Origin of the sequence: Pseudarthrobacter sp. S9 (genome assembly GCF_050156545.1) — a bacterium.
Lineage (GTDB): Bacteria > Actinomycetota > Actinomycetes > Actinomycetales > Micrococcaceae > Arthrobacter.
The window spans coordinates 1,327,148-1,345,041 of sequence record NZ_CP189576.1; the positions used below are offsets into that span (position 1 = coordinate 1,327,148).

The 17,894-nt window shown below is 67.2% G+C and carries 18 protein-coding genes and 1 tRNA gene; 6 read left to right on the forward strand and 13 right to left on the reverse strand.

Annotated features, from left to right (window positions below; translation table 11 throughout):
* The first annotated feature begins 298 nt into the window (after nucleotides 1-298).
* The gene (locus ACQCSY_RS06170) at nucleotides 299-865 is read left to right on the forward strand and encodes a hypothetical protein (protein WP_427134064.1); all 567 of its coding nucleotides are present in this window, start codon (nucleotides 299-301) and stop codon (nucleotides 863-865) included.
* A gap of 46 nt (nucleotides 866-911) precedes the next feature.
* Here ACQCSY_RS06170 and ACQCSY_RS06175 read toward each other — a convergent pair whose 3' ends face one another.
* The 4 genes from ACQCSY_RS06175 to ACQCSY_RS06190 all read right to left on the reverse strand — a co-directional run bounded on the left by ACQCSY_RS06175 (nucleotide 912) and on the right by ACQCSY_RS06190 (nucleotide 3,529).
* Complete coding sequence (locus ACQCSY_RS06175; RefSeq protein WP_427134066.1) at nucleotides 912-1,592, reverse strand: HAD-IA family hydrolase; 681 nt, start codon at nucleotides 1,590-1,592, stop codon at nucleotides 912-914.
* Between the two features lie 55 nt (nucleotides 1,593-1,647).
* Nucleotides 1,648-2,025: a glyoxalase superfamily protein gene (locus ACQCSY_RS06180; RefSeq protein WP_427134068.1), complete on the reverse strand. Its 378-nt coding sequence runs from the start codon at nucleotides 2,023-2,025 to the stop codon at nucleotides 1,648-1,650.
* Nucleotides 2,026-2,119: 94 nt separating this feature from the next.
* The gene (upp, locus tag ACQCSY_RS06185; protein WP_427134070.1) at nucleotides 2,120-2,755 is read right to left on the reverse strand and encodes a uracil phosphoribosyltransferase; all 636 of its coding nucleotides are present in this window, start codon (nucleotides 2,753-2,755) and stop codon (nucleotides 2,120-2,122) included.
* A gap of 90 nt (nucleotides 2,756-2,845) precedes the next feature.
* Nucleotides 2,846-3,529: a phosphatase PAP2 family protein gene (locus ACQCSY_RS06190; protein ID WP_427135705.1), complete on the reverse strand. Its 684-nt coding sequence runs from the start codon at nucleotides 3,527-3,529 to the stop codon at nucleotides 2,846-2,848.
* A gap of 151 nt (nucleotides 3,530-3,680) precedes the next feature.
* Here ACQCSY_RS06190 and ACQCSY_RS06195 point away from each other — a divergent pair, with 151 nt between their 5' ends.
* A complete protein-coding gene (locus ACQCSY_RS06195; protein ID WP_427134072.1) occupies nucleotides 3,681-4,181 on the forward strand; it encodes a nucleoside deaminase in 501 nt (166 codons plus the stop codon).
* A gap of 78 nt (nucleotides 4,182-4,259) precedes the next feature.
* Here the strand turns inward: ACQCSY_RS06195 and ACQCSY_RS06200 are convergent, their stop codons facing one another.
* The 4 genes from ACQCSY_RS06200 to ACQCSY_RS06215 are packed head-to-tail and all read right to left on the reverse strand — an operon-like array spanning nucleotide 4,260 to nucleotide 8,086.
* Nucleotides 4,260-5,501, reverse strand: coding sequence for a DNA glycosylase AlkZ-like family protein (locus ACQCSY_RS06200; RefSeq protein ID WP_427134074.1), 1,242 nt, complete (start codon nucleotides 5,499-5,501; stop codon nucleotides 4,260-4,262).
* Between the two features lie 4 nt (nucleotides 5,502-5,505).
* Nucleotides 5,506-6,636, reverse strand: a complete 1,131-nt coding sequence (locus tag ACQCSY_RS06205; protein ID WP_427134076.1) for a glycosyltransferase — start codon at nucleotides 6,634-6,636, stop codon at nucleotides 5,506-5,508.
* A gap of 10 nt (nucleotides 6,637-6,646) precedes the next feature.
* On the reverse strand, nucleotides 6,647-7,045 hold the full coding sequence (locus ACQCSY_RS06210) for a 6-pyruvoyl trahydropterin synthase family protein (protein ID WP_427134078.1): 399 nt from the start codon (nucleotides 7,043-7,045) through the stop codon (nucleotides 6,647-6,649).
* Nucleotides 7,046-7,048: 3 nt separating this feature from the next.
* Nucleotides 7,049-8,086 carry a dehydrogenase gene (locus ACQCSY_RS06215; RefSeq protein WP_427134080.1) on the reverse strand — a complete coding sequence of 346 codons (1,038 nt, stop codon included), beginning with the start codon at nucleotides 8,084-8,086 and terminating at the stop codon, nucleotides 7,049-7,051.
* Between the two features lie 117 nt (nucleotides 8,087-8,203).
* Here ACQCSY_RS06215 and ACQCSY_RS06220 point away from each other — a divergent pair.
* Both ACQCSY_RS06220 and ACQCSY_RS06225 read left to right on the forward strand, forming a co-directional pair.
* Nucleotides 8,204-8,293: transfer RNA gene (locus tag ACQCSY_RS06220), tRNA-Ser, on the forward strand.
* 214 nt (nucleotides 8,294-8,507) lie between these two features.
* A complete protein-coding gene (locus tag ACQCSY_RS06225) occupies nucleotides 8,508-8,684 on the forward strand; it encodes a CsbD family protein (RefSeq protein WP_427134082.1) in 177 nt (58 codons plus the stop codon).
* An 83-nt stretch (nucleotides 8,685-8,767) separates the two neighbouring features.
* On the opposite strand, the gene ACQCSY_RS06230 is transcribed toward ACQCSY_RS06225, so the two are convergent.
* Complete coding sequence (locus ACQCSY_RS06230; RefSeq protein ID WP_427134084.1) at nucleotides 8,768-9,226, reverse strand: hypothetical protein; 459 nt, start codon at nucleotides 9,224-9,226, stop codon at nucleotides 8,768-8,770.
* Between the two features lie 150 nt (nucleotides 9,227-9,376).
* Entirely contained in the window at nucleotides 9,377-9,583 is a 207-nt protein-coding gene (locus tag ACQCSY_RS06235) for a hypothetical protein (RefSeq protein ID WP_427134086.1), read from the reverse strand.
* Between the two features lie 124 nt (nucleotides 9,584-9,707).
* Between ACQCSY_RS06235 and ACQCSY_RS06240 the strand changes: the two genes are divergently transcribed.
* Nucleotides 9,708-10,526 (forward strand): pyruvate, water dikinase regulatory protein, encoded by an 819-nt coding sequence (locus ACQCSY_RS06240; RefSeq protein WP_427135707.1) that lies wholly within the window; start codon nucleotides 9,708-9,710, stop codon nucleotides 10,524-10,526.
* A gap of 148 nt (nucleotides 10,527-10,674) precedes the next feature.
* On the forward strand, nucleotides 10,675-13,083 hold the full coding sequence (gene ppsA / locus ACQCSY_RS06245) for a phosphoenolpyruvate synthase (RefSeq protein ID WP_427134088.1): 2,409 nt from the start codon (nucleotides 10,675-10,677) through the stop codon (nucleotides 13,081-13,083).
* Between the two features lie 38 nt (nucleotides 13,084-13,121).
* Here ppsA and ACQCSY_RS06250 read toward each other — a convergent pair whose 3' ends face one another.
* From ACQCSY_RS06250 to rhaI, 3 genes are read right to left on the reverse strand one after another with little or no spacing between them, the layout of a single operon-like run.
* Nucleotides 13,122-14,690 carry a rhamnulokinase gene (locus tag ACQCSY_RS06250; RefSeq protein WP_427134090.1) on the reverse strand — a complete coding sequence of 523 codons (1,569 nt, stop codon included), beginning with the start codon at nucleotides 14,688-14,690 and terminating at the stop codon, nucleotides 13,122-13,124.
* Nucleotides 14,687-16,723 (reverse strand): bifunctional aldolase/short-chain dehydrogenase, encoded by a 2,037-nt coding sequence (locus ACQCSY_RS06255; protein ID WP_427134092.1) that lies wholly within the window; start codon nucleotides 16,721-16,723, stop codon nucleotides 14,687-14,689. The genes ACQCSY_RS06250 and ACQCSY_RS06255 overlap by 4 nt, the downstream gene beginning before the upstream one ends.
* A 4-nt stretch (nucleotides 16,724-16,727) precedes the next feature.
* Nucleotides 16,728-17,894 (reverse strand): L-rhamnose isomerase, encoded by a 1,167-nt coding sequence (gene rhaI, locus ACQCSY_RS06260; RefSeq protein WP_427134094.1) that lies wholly within the window; start codon nucleotides 17,892-17,894, stop codon nucleotides 16,728-16,730.

Below are 17,894 nucleotides of genomic sequence, written 5' to 3' on the forward strand. Positions count from 1 at the left end.
ACTGTAAAGGCGCTGGAGTTCATCCTCTGGGTTGCACCGATACTGCTCCTTGTGGCGATCGTCGTCTTCGTCTTCCGCATGATCAGCGGGCGCCGGGGGTCTAGTCCCTGAGGTCTAGCCTCGGCTCCACGGGATGTCCTTTGCAAAACAAAGGAGCGGCTGTGCCCTGAAAAGGCATGGCCGCTTCTGGTTTCGGAGGATATTTTCAAGGGACCGCAGAGTCTATGTTCATGAATTTTTGGGAGGCCTTTTGGGCTTGGCCCAACCGTGTGCATTCTCTTGCCCCTGGCTGCGCTGGATGGTGCTCCTGGCGGCCCTCGCTGCCGGTACCCTGGTGCTGGCCGCCGCCGTCGTCCCCCGGCTCACCGCGCCCGGAATCCTGACCCGGACGACGGCGGCAGTCGCCGTCGCCGCCGCCCTGGGCGGGCAGGGCAATGTCAACGGCACCGCCACGGGCGTTGCCCGTGGCCCGGGTGCGGGCGGGGCAGGTAACCAGCCGGCCATTGGCGGACTGCTCGGCGCCAGCACGCCGTCGGCGGCCCTGGTGACCGCACTGAAAAACGGTGCGGGGAACTTCACCTGGGCGGCCGCCGTCGTCGGATCCAACAACGCGGCCGGGTACCAGCTGGCGACGGAACTCCCGGTCATGGCCGTGGGCGGGTTCAACGGCACGGATCCGTCACCGACGCTGGCGCAGTTCCAGCAGCTCGTCGCCGAGGGGAAGATCCACTACTTCATCGCAGGGCGCACCATGCTGGGCGAAAGCGGCTCCGATGATGCCGCGCGCATTGCCGCCTGGGTTCAGGCCAATTTCGCCGCACAGGCCGTGGGCGGCGCCACCCTGTACCGGCTGGCATCTGCTTGAATCGGGATGCCCGCCGGTCCGCGATCGCCAGGCCGAAGAGCGGACGCTAGAAGCTGAACGAAAGCGTTCTCCGGCCGGCGCCGTCAACGTCCGTGGTCACCGAAATCCCGGAGTAGTCCGGGATGCGGAGGACACCATCCGGCAGTTCGCCGGTGTTGGGCCCGACGGCGACCGTGCGAATACCGGCGGCGAGTCCTGCGGCGATGCCTGCCGGGGCGTCCTCGAAGACCACCGCGTCAGCCGGGGCAACACCCAGCAGCGCAGCCGCCCGGAGGTACCCCTCCGGGTGTGGTTTGCCCCAGGTTACGTCCTCGGACGTGACCGAGGCTGCTGGGACGGCGATGCCCGCGGCTGCCATCCGGACCTCGGCCAGGTCGCGGGAAGCGGACGTCACAAGCGCAACGGCGTCCGCCGGGAGGCTGGCCAGCAGTTCCACTGCGCCCGCCACGGGAATAATGCCCCGGGTCTCGGCCAGTTCCATCCGTCCGAGTTCGGCCGTGAGGGCTTGGATGTCGGAACCGGCCGGGGCGAAACGGCGGGCAGTGTCGATTGCCTGGACCCCATGGGAGGATCGCAGAATCTCTTCGATATCCAGGCCATAGCGCCCGGCAAACATGGTCCATACCTGCTCCACGATGCGTGTGGAATCCACCAGCGTGCCGTCCATGTCGAACAGGACCGCGCGGGCAGTCAAGGTTGTGGCGCTTCGATCGGCAGGAGGGCTCATCACTCCATCCTGCCTCACGCTGTTGGGCGAAGGTGCAACTCTTGTGGCACGCGACCTAGCCGTTGGGTCCGTTGGGGATGTACTGCACAGCCCACTTGTTGCCGTCAGGATCGGCAAAATAGACGAAGTGGCCCCACTCCTGGACGTCGACGTCGCTGACGTCCACCCCGTTCTCCTTCAGCTGCGCGTGCGCGGCCTGGATGTCGCTTACCACCAATTGGAGGCTGGGTGCGGTGCCTGGAGGGGCATCGTTGAGACCCTCGCCGAAGGCGATCGAGCAGCCCGAGCCCGGCGGGGTCAGCTGGACGAAGCGGATGGACTCGCTGGGCCGCTCGTCGTAGTCGGCGTTGAAGCCGACCTTGTTGACGTAGAAGTCTTTGGCGCGGTCCACATCGGACACAGGGACAAACACAAGTTCAAGTTTCCAGTCCATGGGGCACAGGCTAGCCGGGGTCGGGAAAATCCGGAAGGGGTACCCGCTAGGTGCCGGTCGGCTCCGGGCGCGCGCAGCCGGCCCGGCGTGCGTTCTAGCCGGCCACGCCGTAGAGGCGGTCCCCGGCGTCGCCCAGACCGGGCACGATGTAGGACTTCTCGTTCAGTTTCTCGTCAATGGAGGCCAGGACGATGGTTACGTTGGCGTCCGCAAGCTCCTCTTCCAGCCTGGCCAGGCCCTCGGGGGCGGCCAGCAGGCAGATGCAGGTGACGTCGGAGGCGCCGCGCTTGAAGAGGAACTTGATAGCTTCGCGCAGCGTGCCGCCGGTGGCCAGCATGGGGTCCAGGACAAAGATCTGGCGGTCAGTAAGGTTCTCGGGGAGGCGCTCGGCGTAGGTGATGATGTCCAGGGTCTCTTCGTCACGGGCCATGCCCAGGAACCCGACCTCGGCAGTGGGGACCAGCTTGGTCATGCCCTCGAGCATGCCGAGCCCGGCCCGGAGGATCGGAACCACCAAGGGGGTGGGCTTGGTGAAGGCGGTGCCGATGGTGGTGCTGACCGGCGTCTCGATGGTCACGGGCTCGGTGCGGACTTCGCGGGTTGCCTCATACGCCAGGAGCGTCACGAGCTCCTCGGTGAGCTGGCGGAAGACCGGGGACGGGGTGTTTTTGTCCCGCAGAACGGTGAGCTTATGGGCGACCAGCGGGTGGTCCACAACGAGAGTGCGCATGGGTCAAAACTACCACTCGGACGTTGAGGACCCTCCCGGGCGGCAAGGTTCGCGGTGGGAGGCAGCGGCGTCGAACGCCTGCTCGTCCGCCTACTCGTCCGCTGCGCCCGGGGAGCTCCGCAGGGGGTGGTCGAACGTGGGCGCGGGGCCCGCATGTTCGCGGTGCCGCAGCACGTGGAAGAGCCTGTGGGCAAGGATCACGATCCCCAGCCACGCAAGGCCCAGTAGCCAGGCGGCAATGACGTCGGTCATCCAGTGATGGCCCAGGTAGACCCGGCTCAGGCCCATGGCGACGACGAAGATCACACCCGCGGTGATCAGGCCCACGCGGACAATCGCCCGTTTCACCTGCAGGCACGCGAGATACACCACCACGCCGATAACCACGGTGGAGTTGAGAGTGTGCCCGCTGGGGAAGGACTGCGAGTTCTCATAGGGCGGGACGGCATCCGCATGGTCCGGGCGGGTGCGGCCGACAAGGTGCTTGCCCACGGCGGTGGCCGTCACGGAGACAGCGGCGGCGCCGCCGACCAGCATCAGGGGCCGCCAGGTGCGGGTGATAAAGGTCAGCCACGCAGTCAGGATGGCGGCCAGTATAGGCATGCCGATTCCGCCGCCGATGTTGGTGAACGCTGTCACGGCGGAATCCAGGGCCGGGCTCCGCAGCTGCTCGGCGAAGGCCAGGGTGGGCTTGTCAAGGCTCGCCAGTCCGATGTCGTCCACCACGTTGTCATACACTTCAGCGCCCAGCAGGGCCAGCGCCACGACAATCATGCCGCCGACCAGCAGCGTGATCCACAGTGCCGCGTAGGGAACCACCCAACGGCCCCACCTGTCAGTCAAGTGGTCAGTCCAGGTCTTCACGGCTGTCTCCCGGCTCCTCTGTGCTGCACAGCTTGCGTACCGTCGAAACTATCATTGACCCATGACTGCCCCGGAGCCCCGCCATGCCCATTGGATGGGACTTGCCATCGAAGAGGCCCGCCGGGCGCTGGCCACGGCGGACGTGCCGATCGGCGCCGTCGTGATCGGGCCCGACGGCAAGGTGCTCGGCGCCGGACGCAATGAACGCGAGGCGCTCGGGGATCCCACGGCGCATGCCGAGATGGTGGCCATCCGCGAAGCCGCCGCACGGCTGCAGGAGCTGCGGGTGCAGGACGGCGAACCCGGCGACGGCTGGCGACTGGAGGACTGCACCCTGGTGGTGACGCTCGAGCCGTGTGCCATGTGCGCCGGCGCAATTGTGCTGGCCAGGATTCCGCGGGTGGTGTTCGGCGCCTGGGACGAGAAGGCGGGCGCCGCCGGCTCCGTGTTCGACATCCTCCGGGAGCGCCGGCTCAACCACTGGGTGGAAGTGTATGCGGGGGTCCGGGAGCAGGAGTGCGCCGCGTTGCTGCGCGACTTTTTCGCCGGACACCGCGGCTGAGCTGTTTCGGTCCCGCCGAGGTGAGACTTCGCGCCCGTGTTCCGTCCGACGATCGGCCCAAAGTCTCACTTCGGCACCCTAGTTTGCCGCGGTCGCGGCGGCGGACGCGGCCAGGGCGTCGATCCGCTTCTGCCGGGTGGCCGGTGAATCAAGGCTGAAGGCACGGAAGTCGCCGAGGTCCTCCCGGATCCAGGCCTCCACCTCGGCGATCCGCCGGGTCACCGCGGGTGTGGGGCCTTGGAAAACCCACGGCACGATCCGCTCCTTGCCGGGATCGTACTGCCAGAGTCCGATGATCCGGCCCCGGTCCAGGATGGGATGGTCCGGGAGGTCGGCCTGCAGCGCCAGCGGGGCCAGCACGGTTTTGGCGATGTCAGGGCTGTCCCCGGCCAGGAGTTCCGCGGCATTGCGGCGCAGGAGCGCCAGTGAATCCGTTCCGGCAAGCAGCTGGATCTGCTCCGCTGCGGGTTCCTCGAAGGCGGCGAGACGTTCGACGTCGTCGGGCAGCATCCACAGCATGTCACCGGCGGCGGTGGTCACCTCGACGGCGTCGACGGCGGCCAGCGCCGCCTTGCTCGGCGCCACGGTGAACCCTGTGAACCACTGGGACTGCTTGAGGGTGGCGCCGCCGGTCCAGCCCAGGTAGCGGCGGATCAGTTCGGTGCGGGCGGCGTCGTCGTCCAGCGTGCTGGGCGGGAGATCCCAGAGCTCGTAGGCGTAGCGCTGCTGATCAAGGCGTCCGTGGACCGGGACGCGCCGGATCCTGCCCTGCGACTGCAGTATTCCGAGGGCGGTGGGCAGCGTGGTGGTGGCTCCCTTTTTCTTGCCTTCTTCGCCGAGGTTGCGCACGGAATCGCCCAACTCCTCCTTGAGCTGCCGCGGATCCATCGGCCCGGACGCCTCGGCGAGCGTGTGCAGCACCTGCTCTTCAAGGAGGGTGATTTCGCCGCGGTCCACCCCGAGCCTGCCGAGCACTCGAAAAGCCTCGGCGGCATCCTTGCCCAGCTGGAGCGCCCAGGCGAAGTCGTCGCGGCCCAGGACGTAGGTGCAACCACGGGCCGTGGGGAGTTCGAGGATCCGGTGGGCGACGACGTCGGCGTCCACCTGTTCGCGGCGGATGCCGGCGCGGGCAAAGAGCGTGAGGTAGGGGTTGGCGCCGCCCACCGACCGCGCCCAGCCGGCCCGGGCGAAAACCTGCTCCGCGGTGCAGCCGGCCAGCGAGCCGTCCAGGCCCTGTTTGTGCCAGGCCCAGGCGCGGAGCCGCTCCGGAGTGAGGGTCTGCGCGGCCGGCGCTTCAGTCGTCATGGGCTCGGTAGTCATGGGCTCATTCTCCAACAGCTTGTCCGGCAGCGGAATCAACCCGCGTATGCCTGTTGTCCAGAGTGTCCGCCGCCACGATCCCCAGCACAGTCCGGGCCGTGGCGTCCCAGCCGGGCAGGCGCCCCCGCGCAGCCGCGGCCGCGTCCCGCCAGCGCGCCCGGAGCCCGGGCTCGGTGAGCCAGCGGCGCAGCACGTCCGCCAGCGGCTCAGGGTCTGCGGCGAGAGCGACGGCGGCGCCCGGCAGCGCGGCTTCCGCGCCGGCGATTCGTGGCCCCGTGCCGGCCGCGAGCGCTTCCACGGCACCCGTCCCTTCGCGCACCACCACGGGAATCCCGCGGGCGAGCGATTCGGTGACCACCAGTCCGTAGGTTTCGGCCCGGGAAATGAGCAGGCTGAGGTCAGCCGCAGCCCATGCGGCCTCCAGTGCGGCTCCCCGAAGCTCCCCCGGAATGTCGACGCGGCCCTGCAGCCCCAGTCGTTTCACCATGTCCCGGAGCCGCGCGGCGTAGGCGGGGTCGGCGGAGTCCGAGCCGATGAGGGCGGCCGTCCAGGGCAGCTCCGTGAGCCGGGAGAGCGCCGCGAGCAGCAGCGACTGGTCCTTGTTCGGCAGCAGGGCGGCCACGGCGATGAGGTGCGCCGGCCCCGAACCGGCGGCCAAAGGGCCGGCCGCCAGCGCCGCGGCGTCGGATCCCGGCAGCGCCACGCGGATGCCGTCCAGGCCGTGCCTGGCCCGGATGCCCGCTGCGGCCGAGGTGCTGGTGCAGATGACGCCGGCCGCGGCCTTCAGGGCCCGGCGTTCCAGTTCCGGGTGGTCCGGCAGCGGTATGTGCAGCAGGATCCAGACGGGACGGCCGGCGGCGGCCGACTCCAGTTCCTCCGGCGCCCCGCTTGCGAGGAGCCCGTCCACGAGGACTATCCGGTCCTCCGCGCCGGCGGGGGCGCGCAGCAAGGCGCCCAGCCGCCGTCGGTCTTCCGCGCTGCCGACGGGCCAGCCGCCGTCGAGCGGGCAGGTCTCCACCCCGGCGCCCAAGGCGGTCAGTTCCCGGGCCAGCGCGGCGTTGTAGACGTTACCGCCAGAGTTGTGGCGCACGTTGCCGGGCACCACAAGGCGGATGCGAAGGCTCGGGGGCTGCACTCTGTGGCTCCTAGCTGGCGGCGAAGTCGAGCGAGTATCCGGCCCAGGCGTCCGGGTGTTCCCTCAGGGTGACGTCCAGGCCTGCCAGCTCACGGCCGTCAGCGCCGTCGCGGATCTGTGCCGCCACGGCGTCGGCGATGTACCGGGCCAGGGCTTCGGTGGTGCTGAGCTTTCCGGCGAAATCGGGGTGTTCGTCGAGGTTCTTGTAGTTCAGCCCGTCGAGGACGGAATCCAGCACTTTCCCGGCCGCGCCGATGTCCAGGACGATCTCGTCCTCGTTCAGGGCGCGACGGCGGAAGGTCACCTCGGCCACGAAGGTCGCCCCGTGCAGGCCTTGCGCCGGGCCGAATGCCTCGCGCGGGAGGCTGTGGGCGATCATGAAGTGGCTGCGGACAGTCAGGCTGAACACGGGTTACCTCGTGCCTTCGGTTGATGGGGATTCGCTGACGGGATCCTCAATGACGGGGTATTCGATGACGTGGCACAGCGCATCCAGGGTGCCGTCGGAGAGCCGCTGCACGGCGTCGGGCAGCTCCGCGAACGTGGAGCTGCCCGTGAGGAAGACGTCGAAGCCCGGGTCGCGCAGCAGGGAGACCGCGAGCTCCAGCCGGTCGGCGTTCGTGCGGCGGTGGCGGCGGGCGCGGGCCACGACGCCCACCTGGCTGGCCCGGATGGACAGCCTCCGGGCGTGGAAGTCCTCCCCGAGCGGCAGCGTGACGTTGCGGTCGGCGTACCAGGACATTTCGATGACGTCTCCCTCGTCACCTGCCAGTTGCAGGCTCCGTTTGAGGCCTTCCTGCGAGGCGGAGCAGTGGATCACGATGTCGCAGTCCGGCAGGGCGTCGTCGGGGTGGCTGAAGTCGACGCCGAGGGTCTCGGCGAACGCGCGTTTGGCAGAGTCGACGTCGATCAGCTGCAGCCGTCCGAGCGGGAAGGCGCTCAGCAGCTTGGCGACCATGCCGCCCACGAGTCCGGCGCCAATCACGGCGACGCGGTCACCCAGGCGGGGGCCGGCTTCCCAGAGTCCGTTGACCGCGGTCTCGACGGTGCCGGTGAGCACGGCGCGGCGGGCGGGAACGCCGGCGGGGACCACGGTCAGCGACTCCACCGGGACGATGAAGCGGTCCTGGTGCGGGTACAGGCAGAAGACGGTCTTGCCCGTCCAGTTCTCCGGGCCTGCCTCGACGATCCCCACCGTGAGGTAGCCGAACTTCACGGGATACGGGAATGCTCCATCTTGGTTGGGGGCGGCCATGGCCTCGGCGACGCACTCGGGGACGCGGTCGTTATGCACCACGAGTTCCGTGCCCTTGCTGATCCCCGAGTACAGGGTGCGGACGAGGGCCTCGCCGGGACCGGGGGCCGGCAGATCCTCGCGCCGTAGCTCGCCCTTTCCCGGGCCGACGGTCCAATATGCGGTGGCCGTGCGCTGCTGTTCAGAAGTGATCATCGTGCTTACGAATCTAGTGCCCCGCCTGGGCACGGGGAAGGGTACCGTGTCCCGGGCGAGCCGCCGCTGTAGCTCGTTTTGTGGATGGGCACCCCGCTCCGGTAGCCTATACAGGTTGGTGACGTGTCCGAGCGGCCGAAGGTGCAACACTCGAAATGTTGTTTGGTGTCAAAGCCAACGTGGGTTCAAATCCCACCGTCACCGCCAAGCGGCAAGGCCCCTGCCTCCCTTTGTTTACAAGGGAAGCAGGGGCCTTTGCTTTGCCTGACGAGCCTTGCCTCGGACCGCTTCGTCGGTGCGTCACGGGCTGGTTCGAATTCCCGCGCACGGTGTTACCTCCGAGGGGACCTCCGTTCCTATAATTAAGTGTGGCCTCCGCGGCACTTGTGCCGCTTGGGCCGCCTGACAAGGGAGGACCACGATGGGCATAGGTGACAAGATCCACAACGCCGCCGAGAAACTCCACGGCAAAGGCAAGGAAACCGCCGGTGAGGCCACCGGCAACGACCGGCTAAAGGCCGAAGGCAAGGGACACCAGATAAAAGCGGACCTCAAACAGGCCGGCGAAAAAGTCAAGGATGCCTTCAAGAAACACTGATCCGGTGTCCTGCACGCGGGAATGCCAGGCATTGATCCGCAGCTGCAAAGAAACCACCGTGGGACCGGTTCCGAAGCTGTCCGTTAAGGCTCCGGTTCCGTCTGCCACGGTGGCACGACGAGAAGGAACATGATCGCCGCAGTCGTGACGCCGGCCGCAAACACGGTGTTGAGGTGGATCGGCAGCGCCGTGCCGTTGTACATCGTCACTCCGACTGCAAGCAACGCAGCGGCCAACAAAGCCAGGGCCACGACGTTTTGTCGCCGAAGCCCGGTCAGAAGCAGAAGTGACGGAACGACGTACCAGATCACGCTGGCCGTGCCCATCGAATTGATCTGGCCGATAACGGGCGCGCTGCCCGGGATTGCAGCAACCAGCGGCTCAAAGAACATCGAAGCGCAATGAAGAATCAGGCCAAAGAGACCCGACGCGGCAAGGGCGAACTCCACGGCAGTCAGCCGGGCTGCCAGCCTTTTCAGGGGCAGCGCGGGAACCAGAAGCCGTGAGAGCAACAACAGCAGAACGACGGCGGCAAGGCTCACCGCAAACTCAGTCGACATTGTCACAGACTACAGAGGCCCAGGCGACAACGAATATGTCCTGCCCAGCACCCGCCACGAACCGACGCTTCAGCGCATCCGCTGAGACCCTGTGACCCATGGCGGGCACCGCGGAGGAGGGCGCGGCCGAAGCTACTCCGCCGTCGGCGTTACTACGTCCTCCAGCAGAGACCTGTCGAAGAACCGGACCTCGCCTGTTGCCAGGAAGAACACCGGAACAACAGAGGTGTTCGGGTCCTTCGACGTTTCGTAGATCTCGGGCCCGCTCCCGTGTTTGCGGGCAATGGTTCCAACCAGGTCAGTACCGCGAACCCTGACGGTTCGATATTTGTAGCTCATTCGGCCCCCTTTGTGAGTTGAGATACACGCTACTCCAGGCAAGCAATAGCACGTTGCCCGCTTCATTTATCGAGCCCCCGGCCCAACATTCCGTGCTCGTTTGGCGCTGGTGGAGAATGCGTACATGACCAATGAAGATCCCCGCCCGGTCTACTTCCTCTCGGACAGTACGGGCATCACTGCAGAAACGCTGGGCAATACCTTGCTTACGCAGTTCCCGGCGAGCAATTTTGACCGCACGACGATCCCCTTCATCATGACCGTCGAACAGGCGCAGGCTGTCGTCGACACCATCGATGATCTGGCCGCCCGCGGCCCGGCGCCGATCGTGTTTTCCACCGCTGTTGGCGGCGACATCCGCCGGACCCTGGCCACCTGCAAGGGAACCATGGTGGATCTTATCGGGACGCACGTCGGACAGCTGGAGAGTGCACTTGGCGCCCTGGCCAGCGGAGAACCGGGCCGTGCCCATGGCCTGGGCAACGCCGCCCGCTATCAATCCCGGATGACCGCCGTCGAATACGCCATGGAACATGATGACGGCCAGAGCCTGCGTGCGCTGGAAAAGGCCCAGGTCATTCTGGTGGCCCCTTCCCGCTGCGGCAAGACACCCACCACCATGTATCTGGCGCTGCAGCATGGCATCTTCGCCGCGAACTTCCCGCTCGTGGACGAGGATTTCGATAGGGAGGGGCTCCCCAAGCCGCTAAGGCCGTTCGTTGAGAAGTGCTTTGGCCTCACATCCAATCCCCTGCGCCTGAGTCAGGTCCGCACTGAACGCCGTCGCGGCTCGCCGTACGCCTCGCTGCGGCAGTGCGGTTTTGAGCTGCGCAGCGCTGAGCGTTTATACCTGTCCCATGGGATTCCCTACCTTAATTCGGCAAGTGTGTCCGTGGAGGAAATGGCTGCCACGATCCTGCAGCGGATGAAGCTCAAGCATTAGGGAAAAATTTCACAAATACCGTGTGGCGCACGTCATGTGGAAAGACTGGCGGAGACCTGTCACTGTGGACAGGGCCTCCGCCCAAGCGGTGATCGCCGCACGCGGGGGCAGCGCCCCGCATGCCACCATTTGCAAAGGAGCAGTGACTATGACGACAGACATCCTGTGGTTCTCAGAACTCGGACTCAAGGACCTGGATCGGGTGGGGGGCAAGAACGCCTCTCTCGGCGAGATGGTGCAGAACCTGACCTCGGCCGGAGTCCAGGTACCGGACGGTTTCGCCACGACAGCAGACGCCTACCGCAGGTTCCTGGCCGACTCGGGCCTGGATCAGAAGATTGCCGACAGGCTGGTCGGCCTGGATACCGATGATGTGACCGCCCTGGCCGCGGCGGGCCAGGAGATCCGTACCCTGATGCGCGAGACGCCCTTCCTGCCGGACTTTGAAGCTCAGGTCCGTACCTCCTACCAGAAGCTGGTGGACAAGCACGGGGGCTCGGCGGACCTTTCCTGGGCTGTCCGTTCCAGCGCGACGGCGGAAGACCTTCCTGATGCGTCCTTCGCCGGGCAGCAGGAAACCTTCCTGAACGTCCGGGGCATCGAGAACATCCTGCTGGCCATCAAGGATGTGTTCGCGTCGCTCTACAATGACCGCGCCATCGCCTACCGGGTACACCACAAATTCGAGCACGCTGAGGTGGCACTCTCGGCGGGGATCCAGCGGATGGTGCGTTCCGACGTCGGGGCTTCCGGCGTCATGTTCACCATGGACACCGAATCCGGGTTCCAGGACGCTGTCTTCGTCACCTCCTCCTATGGTCTCGGCGAGGCCGTAGTCCAGGGTGCGGTCAACCCGGACGAGTTCTACGTGTACAAGCCCGCACTGCAGGCGGGCCGCCCCGCCATCCTCAAGCGCGGGCTGGGCGAGAAGGCGCTCCAGATGACGTACACGGCCAGCCGTGAAATCGGCCGCACGATTGATTTTGTGCCGGTTGAGGCTTCACTGCGGAACCGCTTCAGCATCACCGATGACGACGTCGAGCAGCTCGCCCGCCATGCCCTCGCAATCGAGACCCATTACGGGCGCCCCATGGACATCGAATGGGGCAAAGACGGGATCGACGGCGGCCTCTACATTCTGCAGGCCCGCCCGGAAACCGTGCAGTCCCGCAGGCCCGCCGGCCAGCTGAGCCGCTTCCGCCTGAACGAGACCGGCCGCGTGCTGTCCGAGGGACGCGCCATCGGCCAGCGCATCGGCGCCGGCCGCGTCCGTATCCTCACCGCCATCGACCAGATGGCCGCCTTCGAAACCGGCGACGTCCTTGTCGCCGACATGACCGACCCGGACTGGGAACCGATCATGAAGCGTGCGTCCGCCATCGTCACCAACCGGGGCGGACGCACCTGCCACGCCGCGATCATCGCCCGCGAACTGGGCATCCCCGCCGTCGTCGGCACCGGGGACGTCACGGACAGGCTGTCCGACGGCGTCGAGGTGACGGTCTCCTGCGCCGAAGGCGAGACCGGTCTGATCTACGAAGGACTCCTGGACTTCAGCGTCGAGGAAACCGAGGTCACCCAATTGCCCGAGGCTCCGGTCAAGGTCATGATGAATGTCGGTACCCCGGAGCAGGCGTTCACCTTCGCGCAGCTGCCGAACCACGGTGTGGGCCTGGCCCGGCTGGAGTTCATCATCAACCGCCAGATCGGCATCCACCCCAAGGCGCTGCTGAATCTGGACGACCAGCCGGCGGACGTCGCCGCGGAAATCCGGCAGCGGATTGCCGCCTACGATAACCCGCGCGACTACTACATCAAGCGCCTGGCCGAAGGGGTGGCGACCATCGCCGCCGCGTTCGCGCCGGAGCCGGTGATTGTGCGCATGTCCGACTTCAAGTCCAACGAGTACGCAAACCTGCTCGGCGGACCCGCCTACGAGCCGCATGAAGAGAACCCGATGCTCGGCTTCCGCGGCGCCTCCCGTTACCTGGAGCCGTCCTTCCGGGACTGCTTCGACCTCGAGTGCGAGGCCCTGTCCTTTGTCCGCAATGAGATGGGGCTGACCAACGTCAAGCTGATGATCCCCTTCGTGCGCACCCTCGACGAGGGCCGCGGCGTCATCGATCTGCTCGCGGAGAACGGACTGCGCCGCGGTGAAAACGGCCTCGAGGTCATCATGATGTGTGAACTGCCCGCCAACGCGCTGCTGGCCGACGAATTCCTGGACCACTTCGACGGCTTCTCCATCGGTTCCAATGACATGACCCAGCTGACCCTCGGCCTGGACCGGGATTCCGCCATCGTCGCGGGCAGCTTCGACGAACGCAACCCCGCCGTCAAGAAGCTCCTGAGCATGGCCATCAAGGCCTGCAAGGCCCGCGGCAAGTACGTGGGGATCTGCGGCCAGGGACCCAGCGACCATGCGGACTTCGCCGAGTGGCTGGTCGGCGAAGGCATCGATTCCGTGTCACTGAACCCGGACACCGTGGTGGACACCTGGCTGCGCCTCGCCGGTGCGGCAGCCGGCACCGAGGCGGCCGGCGCTCGGGACAGCTAGTCACTCCGTAAAATTGCAAGGCCCCTGCCTCCCTCTGTTCAAAGTGGGGAAGCAGGGGCCTTGCTTTGCCCGGCCGGTGGCGTGCGCCGGTGGAAGGCGGCCCCAAAGTCCGCTGAACGCGACGGCACATAGCTCGCCGGTTGTTGGGAGGCACGCGCGACGGTGCGCAGTTCCGGCAGCCCGCCGTTGAGCATGCCGGCGGCGCGGGCCTGGACGAGGACGTTTCCCAGGGCCGTTGCCTCCACCGGTCCGGCAATGACGCGTTTGCCGGTGGCGTCGGCGGTGAGCTGGCAGAGGAGCCGGTTCTGGGACCCGCCGCCCACAATATGCACCACGTCCACGGTCACGTCCGCGAGCCGTTCGGCGTCGGCGATGGTCCGGGCATAGCCGGCAGCGAGGCTGTCCAGGATGCACCGCACGATGGCCGCGGGATCGTCCGGCGGGACAGCCCCGGTGTTGCGGACGGCGGCGCGGATCCTCCCGGGCATGTTGTCAGGGGCGATGAAATAGGGGTCATCGGCGTTGATCACGGGCCCGCCGCCGGGGAGCGCCGCGGCGGCGTCTAGCAGGTCATCGAGCCCGGGCCGGTACCCCTCACCGGCCCAGGTGCGCTGACATTCGCTGAGCAGCCAGAGCCCGCCCACATTGCGCAGGTAGCGGATGGTGCCGTCCACGCCGCGTTCGTTGGTGAAATTCGCCAGCCGGCTGGCCTCGGTCAGGACGGGGTGTTTGAGTTCGACGCCGACCAGGGACCAGGTGCCCGAGGAAACGTAGGCGAAGTCCTCCTGATCCGCGGGCACGGCGGCGACGGCCGAGGCGGTGTCATGCGAGCCCACAGCGACCACCGTCGTGCCCGCGGGCAGCCCGGCCCGGTTGGCTATGGCCGGCAGCAGGGTGCCGATGGTCTCCCCGGGCTGGACCAGCGGCGGGAACAGGTCCGCGGGCAGGCCCAGCGCGACGAGGAACTCGGTGGCCCACTCCCCCGCGGCAGCGTCGAAGAGCCCCGTGGTGGAGGCGTTGGTGGCCTCGGTGCGGCGCTGCCCCGTAAGCAGGAACGCGATCAGGTCCGGGATGAGCAGCGCCTGCAGCCCGTCCAGGGTGGGCTCCGTGGCGAGCTGGTAGATCGTGTTGAACGGCAGGAACTGCAGTCCCGTGGTGGCGTAGAGACGCGACGGCTCCAGGACCTGGTGCACCCGGGAAACCGCGTCACGGCTGCGGTCATCGCGGTAACTGAAAGGCGCCGTAAGAAGGTCACCGGCAGCGTTGGCCAGGCCGTAGTCCACGGCCCAGGTGTCGATCCCGATGCTCCCGATCCGCTCGCCGCGGGCCGCGGCCACTGTTGCGGCAGCCGCGAGTCCGGTAAGTACCTCGGCGAAGAGGGTGTCGAAGTCCCAGCGGAGGCCGCCGTCGAGCTCCTTGACGCCGTTGGGGAAGCGGTGCACCGTTTCCAGCTCCGCCCGCCCGGCAGTGACCCGGCCCAGGATGACCCGGCCTGAGGAGGCTCCGATGTCGACGGCGGCGAACACCGCCCCGGCGGACTCAACCGCGGCGAACACCGCCCCGGCGGGTGCCGGGGCGGTGCTGGCCGGGGGTGTCGTCCGGTTCATCGCAGGAACGCGGCGGCCACACCGGCGTCCACGGGAATGTGGAGGCCGGTGGTGTGGGACAGTTCGCTGCCGGTGAGGACGGCGGCAGCGTTGGCCACATTTTCGGGGAGGACCTCGCGCTTGAGCAGGGTGCGCTGGGCGTAGTACTTGCCCAGTTCCTCTTCCGGCACCCCGTAGACGGCGGCGCGTTTGGCGCCCCAGCCGCCGGCGAAGATCCCGGAGCCGCGGACGACGCCGTCGGGGTTGATGCCGTTGACCCGGATGCCGTGCTCCCCGAGTTCCGCGGCGAGCAGCCGGACCTGGTGGGCCTGGTCGGCCTTGGTGGCGGAGTAGGCGATGTTGTTCGGCCCGGCGAACACGGAGTTCTTGGAGGAGATGTAGATGATGTCTCCGCCCATGTCCTGGCCGATCATGACCTGCGCGGCGGCCTTGGACACGAGGAAGGAGCCCTTGGCCATGACGTTGTGTTGCAGGTCCCAGTCCTTTTCCGTGGTTTCCAGCAGCGGCTTGGAGATGGAGAGCCCGGCGTTGTTGACCACCAGGTCCAGTCCGCCGAAGGCCAGCACGGCTTCCTGGATGGCCGCGGCGATCTGCGCCTCGTCCGTGACGTCGGCCTGGACGCCGATCGCCACATCCGGGCCGCCAAGTTCCGCGGCCACGGCCCGGGCGTTGTCCAGGTTCAGGTCCGCGATGACCACGCACGCGCCGTCGGCGGCGAAGCGGGTGGCGATCGCCTTGCCGATGCCCGACGCCGCCCCGGTCACCAAGGCGATCCGGGTGGCGTGGGACTTGGGCCTGGGCAGCCGGGCGAGCTTGGCTTCCTCCAGAGCCCAGTATTCGATCCGGAACTTCTCGGATTCCTCGATCGGGGCGTAGCTGGAGATCGCCTCGGCGCCGCGCATCACGTTGACGGCGTTGAGGTAGAACTCCCCTGCCACCCGGGCGGTCTGCTTGTTCGCCCCGTAGGAGAACATGCCCACCCCCGGGACCAAGACGATGGCCGGGTCCGCGCCGCGCAGGGCCGGGGATTCCGGCGTCTTGTGGCGGTCGTAGTAGGCCTGGTAGTCCTCACGGTAGGCGGCGTGGAGTTCCTTCAGCCGGGCCACGGAGTCCTCGATGGAGGTGTCCGCGGGCAGGTCCAGGACCAGCGGCTTGACCTTGGTGCGCAGGAAGTGGTCCGGGCAGGACGTGCCCAGCGCGCCCAGCCGGGGGTGTTCGGCGCTTTCCAGGAAGTCCAGGACGGCGGCGTCGTCGCTGAAGTGCCCGAGCTGCGGTTTGTCCATGGACGCCAGCCCGCGGATCACCGGAGCCAGGGCGGCGGCCTTCGCGCGCCGTTCGGCTTCCGGGAGGGCGGCGTAGCCGGGCAGCTTCGCGCCGAAGGGTTCGTTCCTGCCGTGGTCCTTGATGTACTGCTCGGCCTGCTCGATGATCCACAGCGAGTTGGCTTCGGCTTCCTCGCTGGTGGCACCCCAGGCAGTGATGCCGTGGCCGCCGAGGATTGTGCCGACGGCCTGCGGGTTCGCTTCCTTGATCGCGGCGATGTCCAGGCCAAGCTGGAAGCCGGGACGCCGCCAGGGCACCCATGCCACCTTGTCGCCGAAGATCCTGGCCGTCAGGGCCTCCCCGTCCGCGGCCGTGGCAATCGCGATGCCCGAGTCCGGGTGCAGGTGGTCCACATGGGCGGCGTCCACGAGGCCGTGCAGAGCGGTGTCGATCGACGGCGCCGCGCCGCCCTTGCCAAACAGGCAGTAATCGAACGCGGCCACCATTTCGTCTTCCCGGTCGACGCCGGGGTACACGTTTTTGAGCGCCTGCAGCCGGTCCAGGCGCAGCACGGCGAGTCCGGATCCGGTCAGCGTGCCCAGGTCACCGCCGGAGCCCTTCACCCACAGCAATTCGACGTCCTCCCCGGTGACGGGGTCCTTTTCGGTGCCCTTGGCGGAGGTGTTGCCGCCGGCGAAGTTCGTGTTCCGTTTGTCCGCGCCGAGGCGGTTGGAACGGGAGATCAGTTGTTCAACTGCTGCATTGGTCATGGTCTTAGGCTCCCCATCCGGCCTGGTGGCCGCCTTGGCGATCGGCATTGATTTTTTCCTGGTATCCGCTGGCGGCGAAGGCGGCCATCGGGTCGGCGGGCAGGCCCCGTGATTCACGCCACTGGGCAAGGTCGGGGCGGACGTCGGTGTAGAAGGCGTCCATCAGCACGGCATTCGCGGCCAGCACATCGCCCGCATTCTGCGCTGCTTCCAAGGCCGCGGTGTCCACGAGTAGCGCCCGTGCCGTCATTTCCTGGACGTTGAGGACGGAGCGGATCTGGCCCGGGATTTTCCCTTCGACGTTGTGGCACTGGTCCAGCATGAAGACCACCCCGGCGGCGGGCTCCAGCCCGCCTCCGCGGACCACCTCATGCATGATACGGAACAACTGGAACGGATCCGCGGCTCCCACAATCAGGTCATCATCGGCGTAGAAGCGCGAGTTGAAGTCGAAGGAACCCAGCTTTCCCAGGCGCAGCAGCTGCGCGACGATGAACTCGATGTTGGTGCCCGGCGCGTGGTGGCCGGTGTCCAGGCAGACCTTCGCCTTCTCGCCCAGCTCAAGGCAGTGCACGTAGGAGGTACCCCAGTCCGGAACATCGGTGTGATAGAACGCCGGCTCGAAGAACTTGTACTCCAGCACCAGGCGCTGGTCCTCGCCGAGCCGGTCATAGACCTTGCGCAGCGACTCAGCCAGCCAGTCCTGGCGGGAGCGCATGTTGCCTTGTCCCGGGTAGTTGGTGCCGTCCGCCAGCCAGACCTTCAGGTCCTGCGAGCCGGTCTGGTTCATCACCTCGAGGCATTCGTACATGTGGTCCACGGCCTTCTGACGCACGGCGGGGTCGCTGTGCGTGAGGCTGCCGAATTTGTAGTCGTCGTCCTGGAAGGTGTTGCTGTTGACCGTTCCCAGCTTCACTTCGAGACCCGCCGCATAGTCAGACAGCGCGGCGTAGTCGTCCGTCTTGTCCCAGGGAATGTGCAGCGCAACCGACGGGGCCAGCCCCGTGAGCGCGTTGACCTGGGCGGCGTCGGCGAGTTTCTCCTCGATGGTGCGCGGGGTTCCGGGCGTGGCGAAAACCTTGAAGCGGGTGCCGGAGTTGCCGAACGCCCAGGAGGGCAGTTCGATGCTCTGGTGTTCGAGCGTGGTCAGAACGTCCGTGGGGATGGACAC

Coding starts and splice junctions, on each gene's coding strand:
- ACQCSY_RS06190 (WP_427135705.1), bottom strand. CDS start 3,529: ATGATTGTCGTGGCGCTGGCCCTGCTGGGCGCTGAAGTGTATGACAAC.
- ACQCSY_RS06200 (WP_427134074.1), bottom strand. CDS start 5,501: ATGACTACCGAGCCCATGACGACTGAAGCGCCGGCCGCGCAGACCCTC.
- ACQCSY_RS06240 (WP_427135707.1), top strand. CDS start 9,708: ATGACCAATGAAGATCCCCGCCCGGTCTACTTCCTCTCGGACAGTACG.
- ACQCSY_RS06195 (WP_427134072.1), top strand. CDS start 3,681: ATGACTGCCCCGGAGCCCCGCCATGCCCATTGGATGGGACTTGCCATC.
- ACQCSY_RS06235 (WP_427134086.1), bottom strand. CDS start 9,583: ATGAGCTACAAATATCGAACCGTCAGGGTTCGCGGTACTGACCTGGTT.
- ACQCSY_RS06170 (WP_427134064.1), top strand. CDS start 299: ATGGTGCTCCTGGCGGCCCTCGCTGCCGGTACCCTGGTGCTGGCCGCC.
- ACQCSY_RS06175 (WP_427134066.1), bottom strand. CDS start 1,592: ATGAGCCCTCCTGCCGATCGAAGCGCCACAACCTTGACTGCCCGCGCG.
- ACQCSY_RS06180 (WP_427134068.1), bottom strand. CDS start 2,025: ATGGACTGGAAACTTGAACTTGTGTTTGTCCCTGTGTCCGATGTGGAC.
- ppsA (WP_427134088.1), top strand. CDS start 10,675: ATGACGACAGACATCCTGTGGTTCTCAGAACTCGGACTCAAGGACCTG.
- ACQCSY_RS06250 (WP_427134090.1), bottom strand. CDS start 14,690: ATGAACCGGACGACACCCCCGGCCAGCACCGCCCCGGCACCCGCCGGG.
- ACQCSY_RS06225 (WP_427134082.1), top strand. CDS start 8,508: ATGGGCATAGGTGACAAGATCCACAACGCCGCCGAGAAACTCCACGGC.
- ACQCSY_RS06215 (WP_427134080.1), bottom strand. CDS start 8,086: ATGATCACTTCTGAACAGCAGCGCACGGCCACCGCATATTGGACCGTC.
- ACQCSY_RS06255 (WP_427134092.1), bottom strand. CDS start 16,723: ATGACCAATGCAGCAGTTGAACAACTGATCTCCCGTTCCAACCGCCTC.
- upp (WP_427134070.1), bottom strand. CDS start 2,755: ATGCGCACTCTCGTTGTGGACCACCCGCTGGTCGCCCATAAGCTCACC.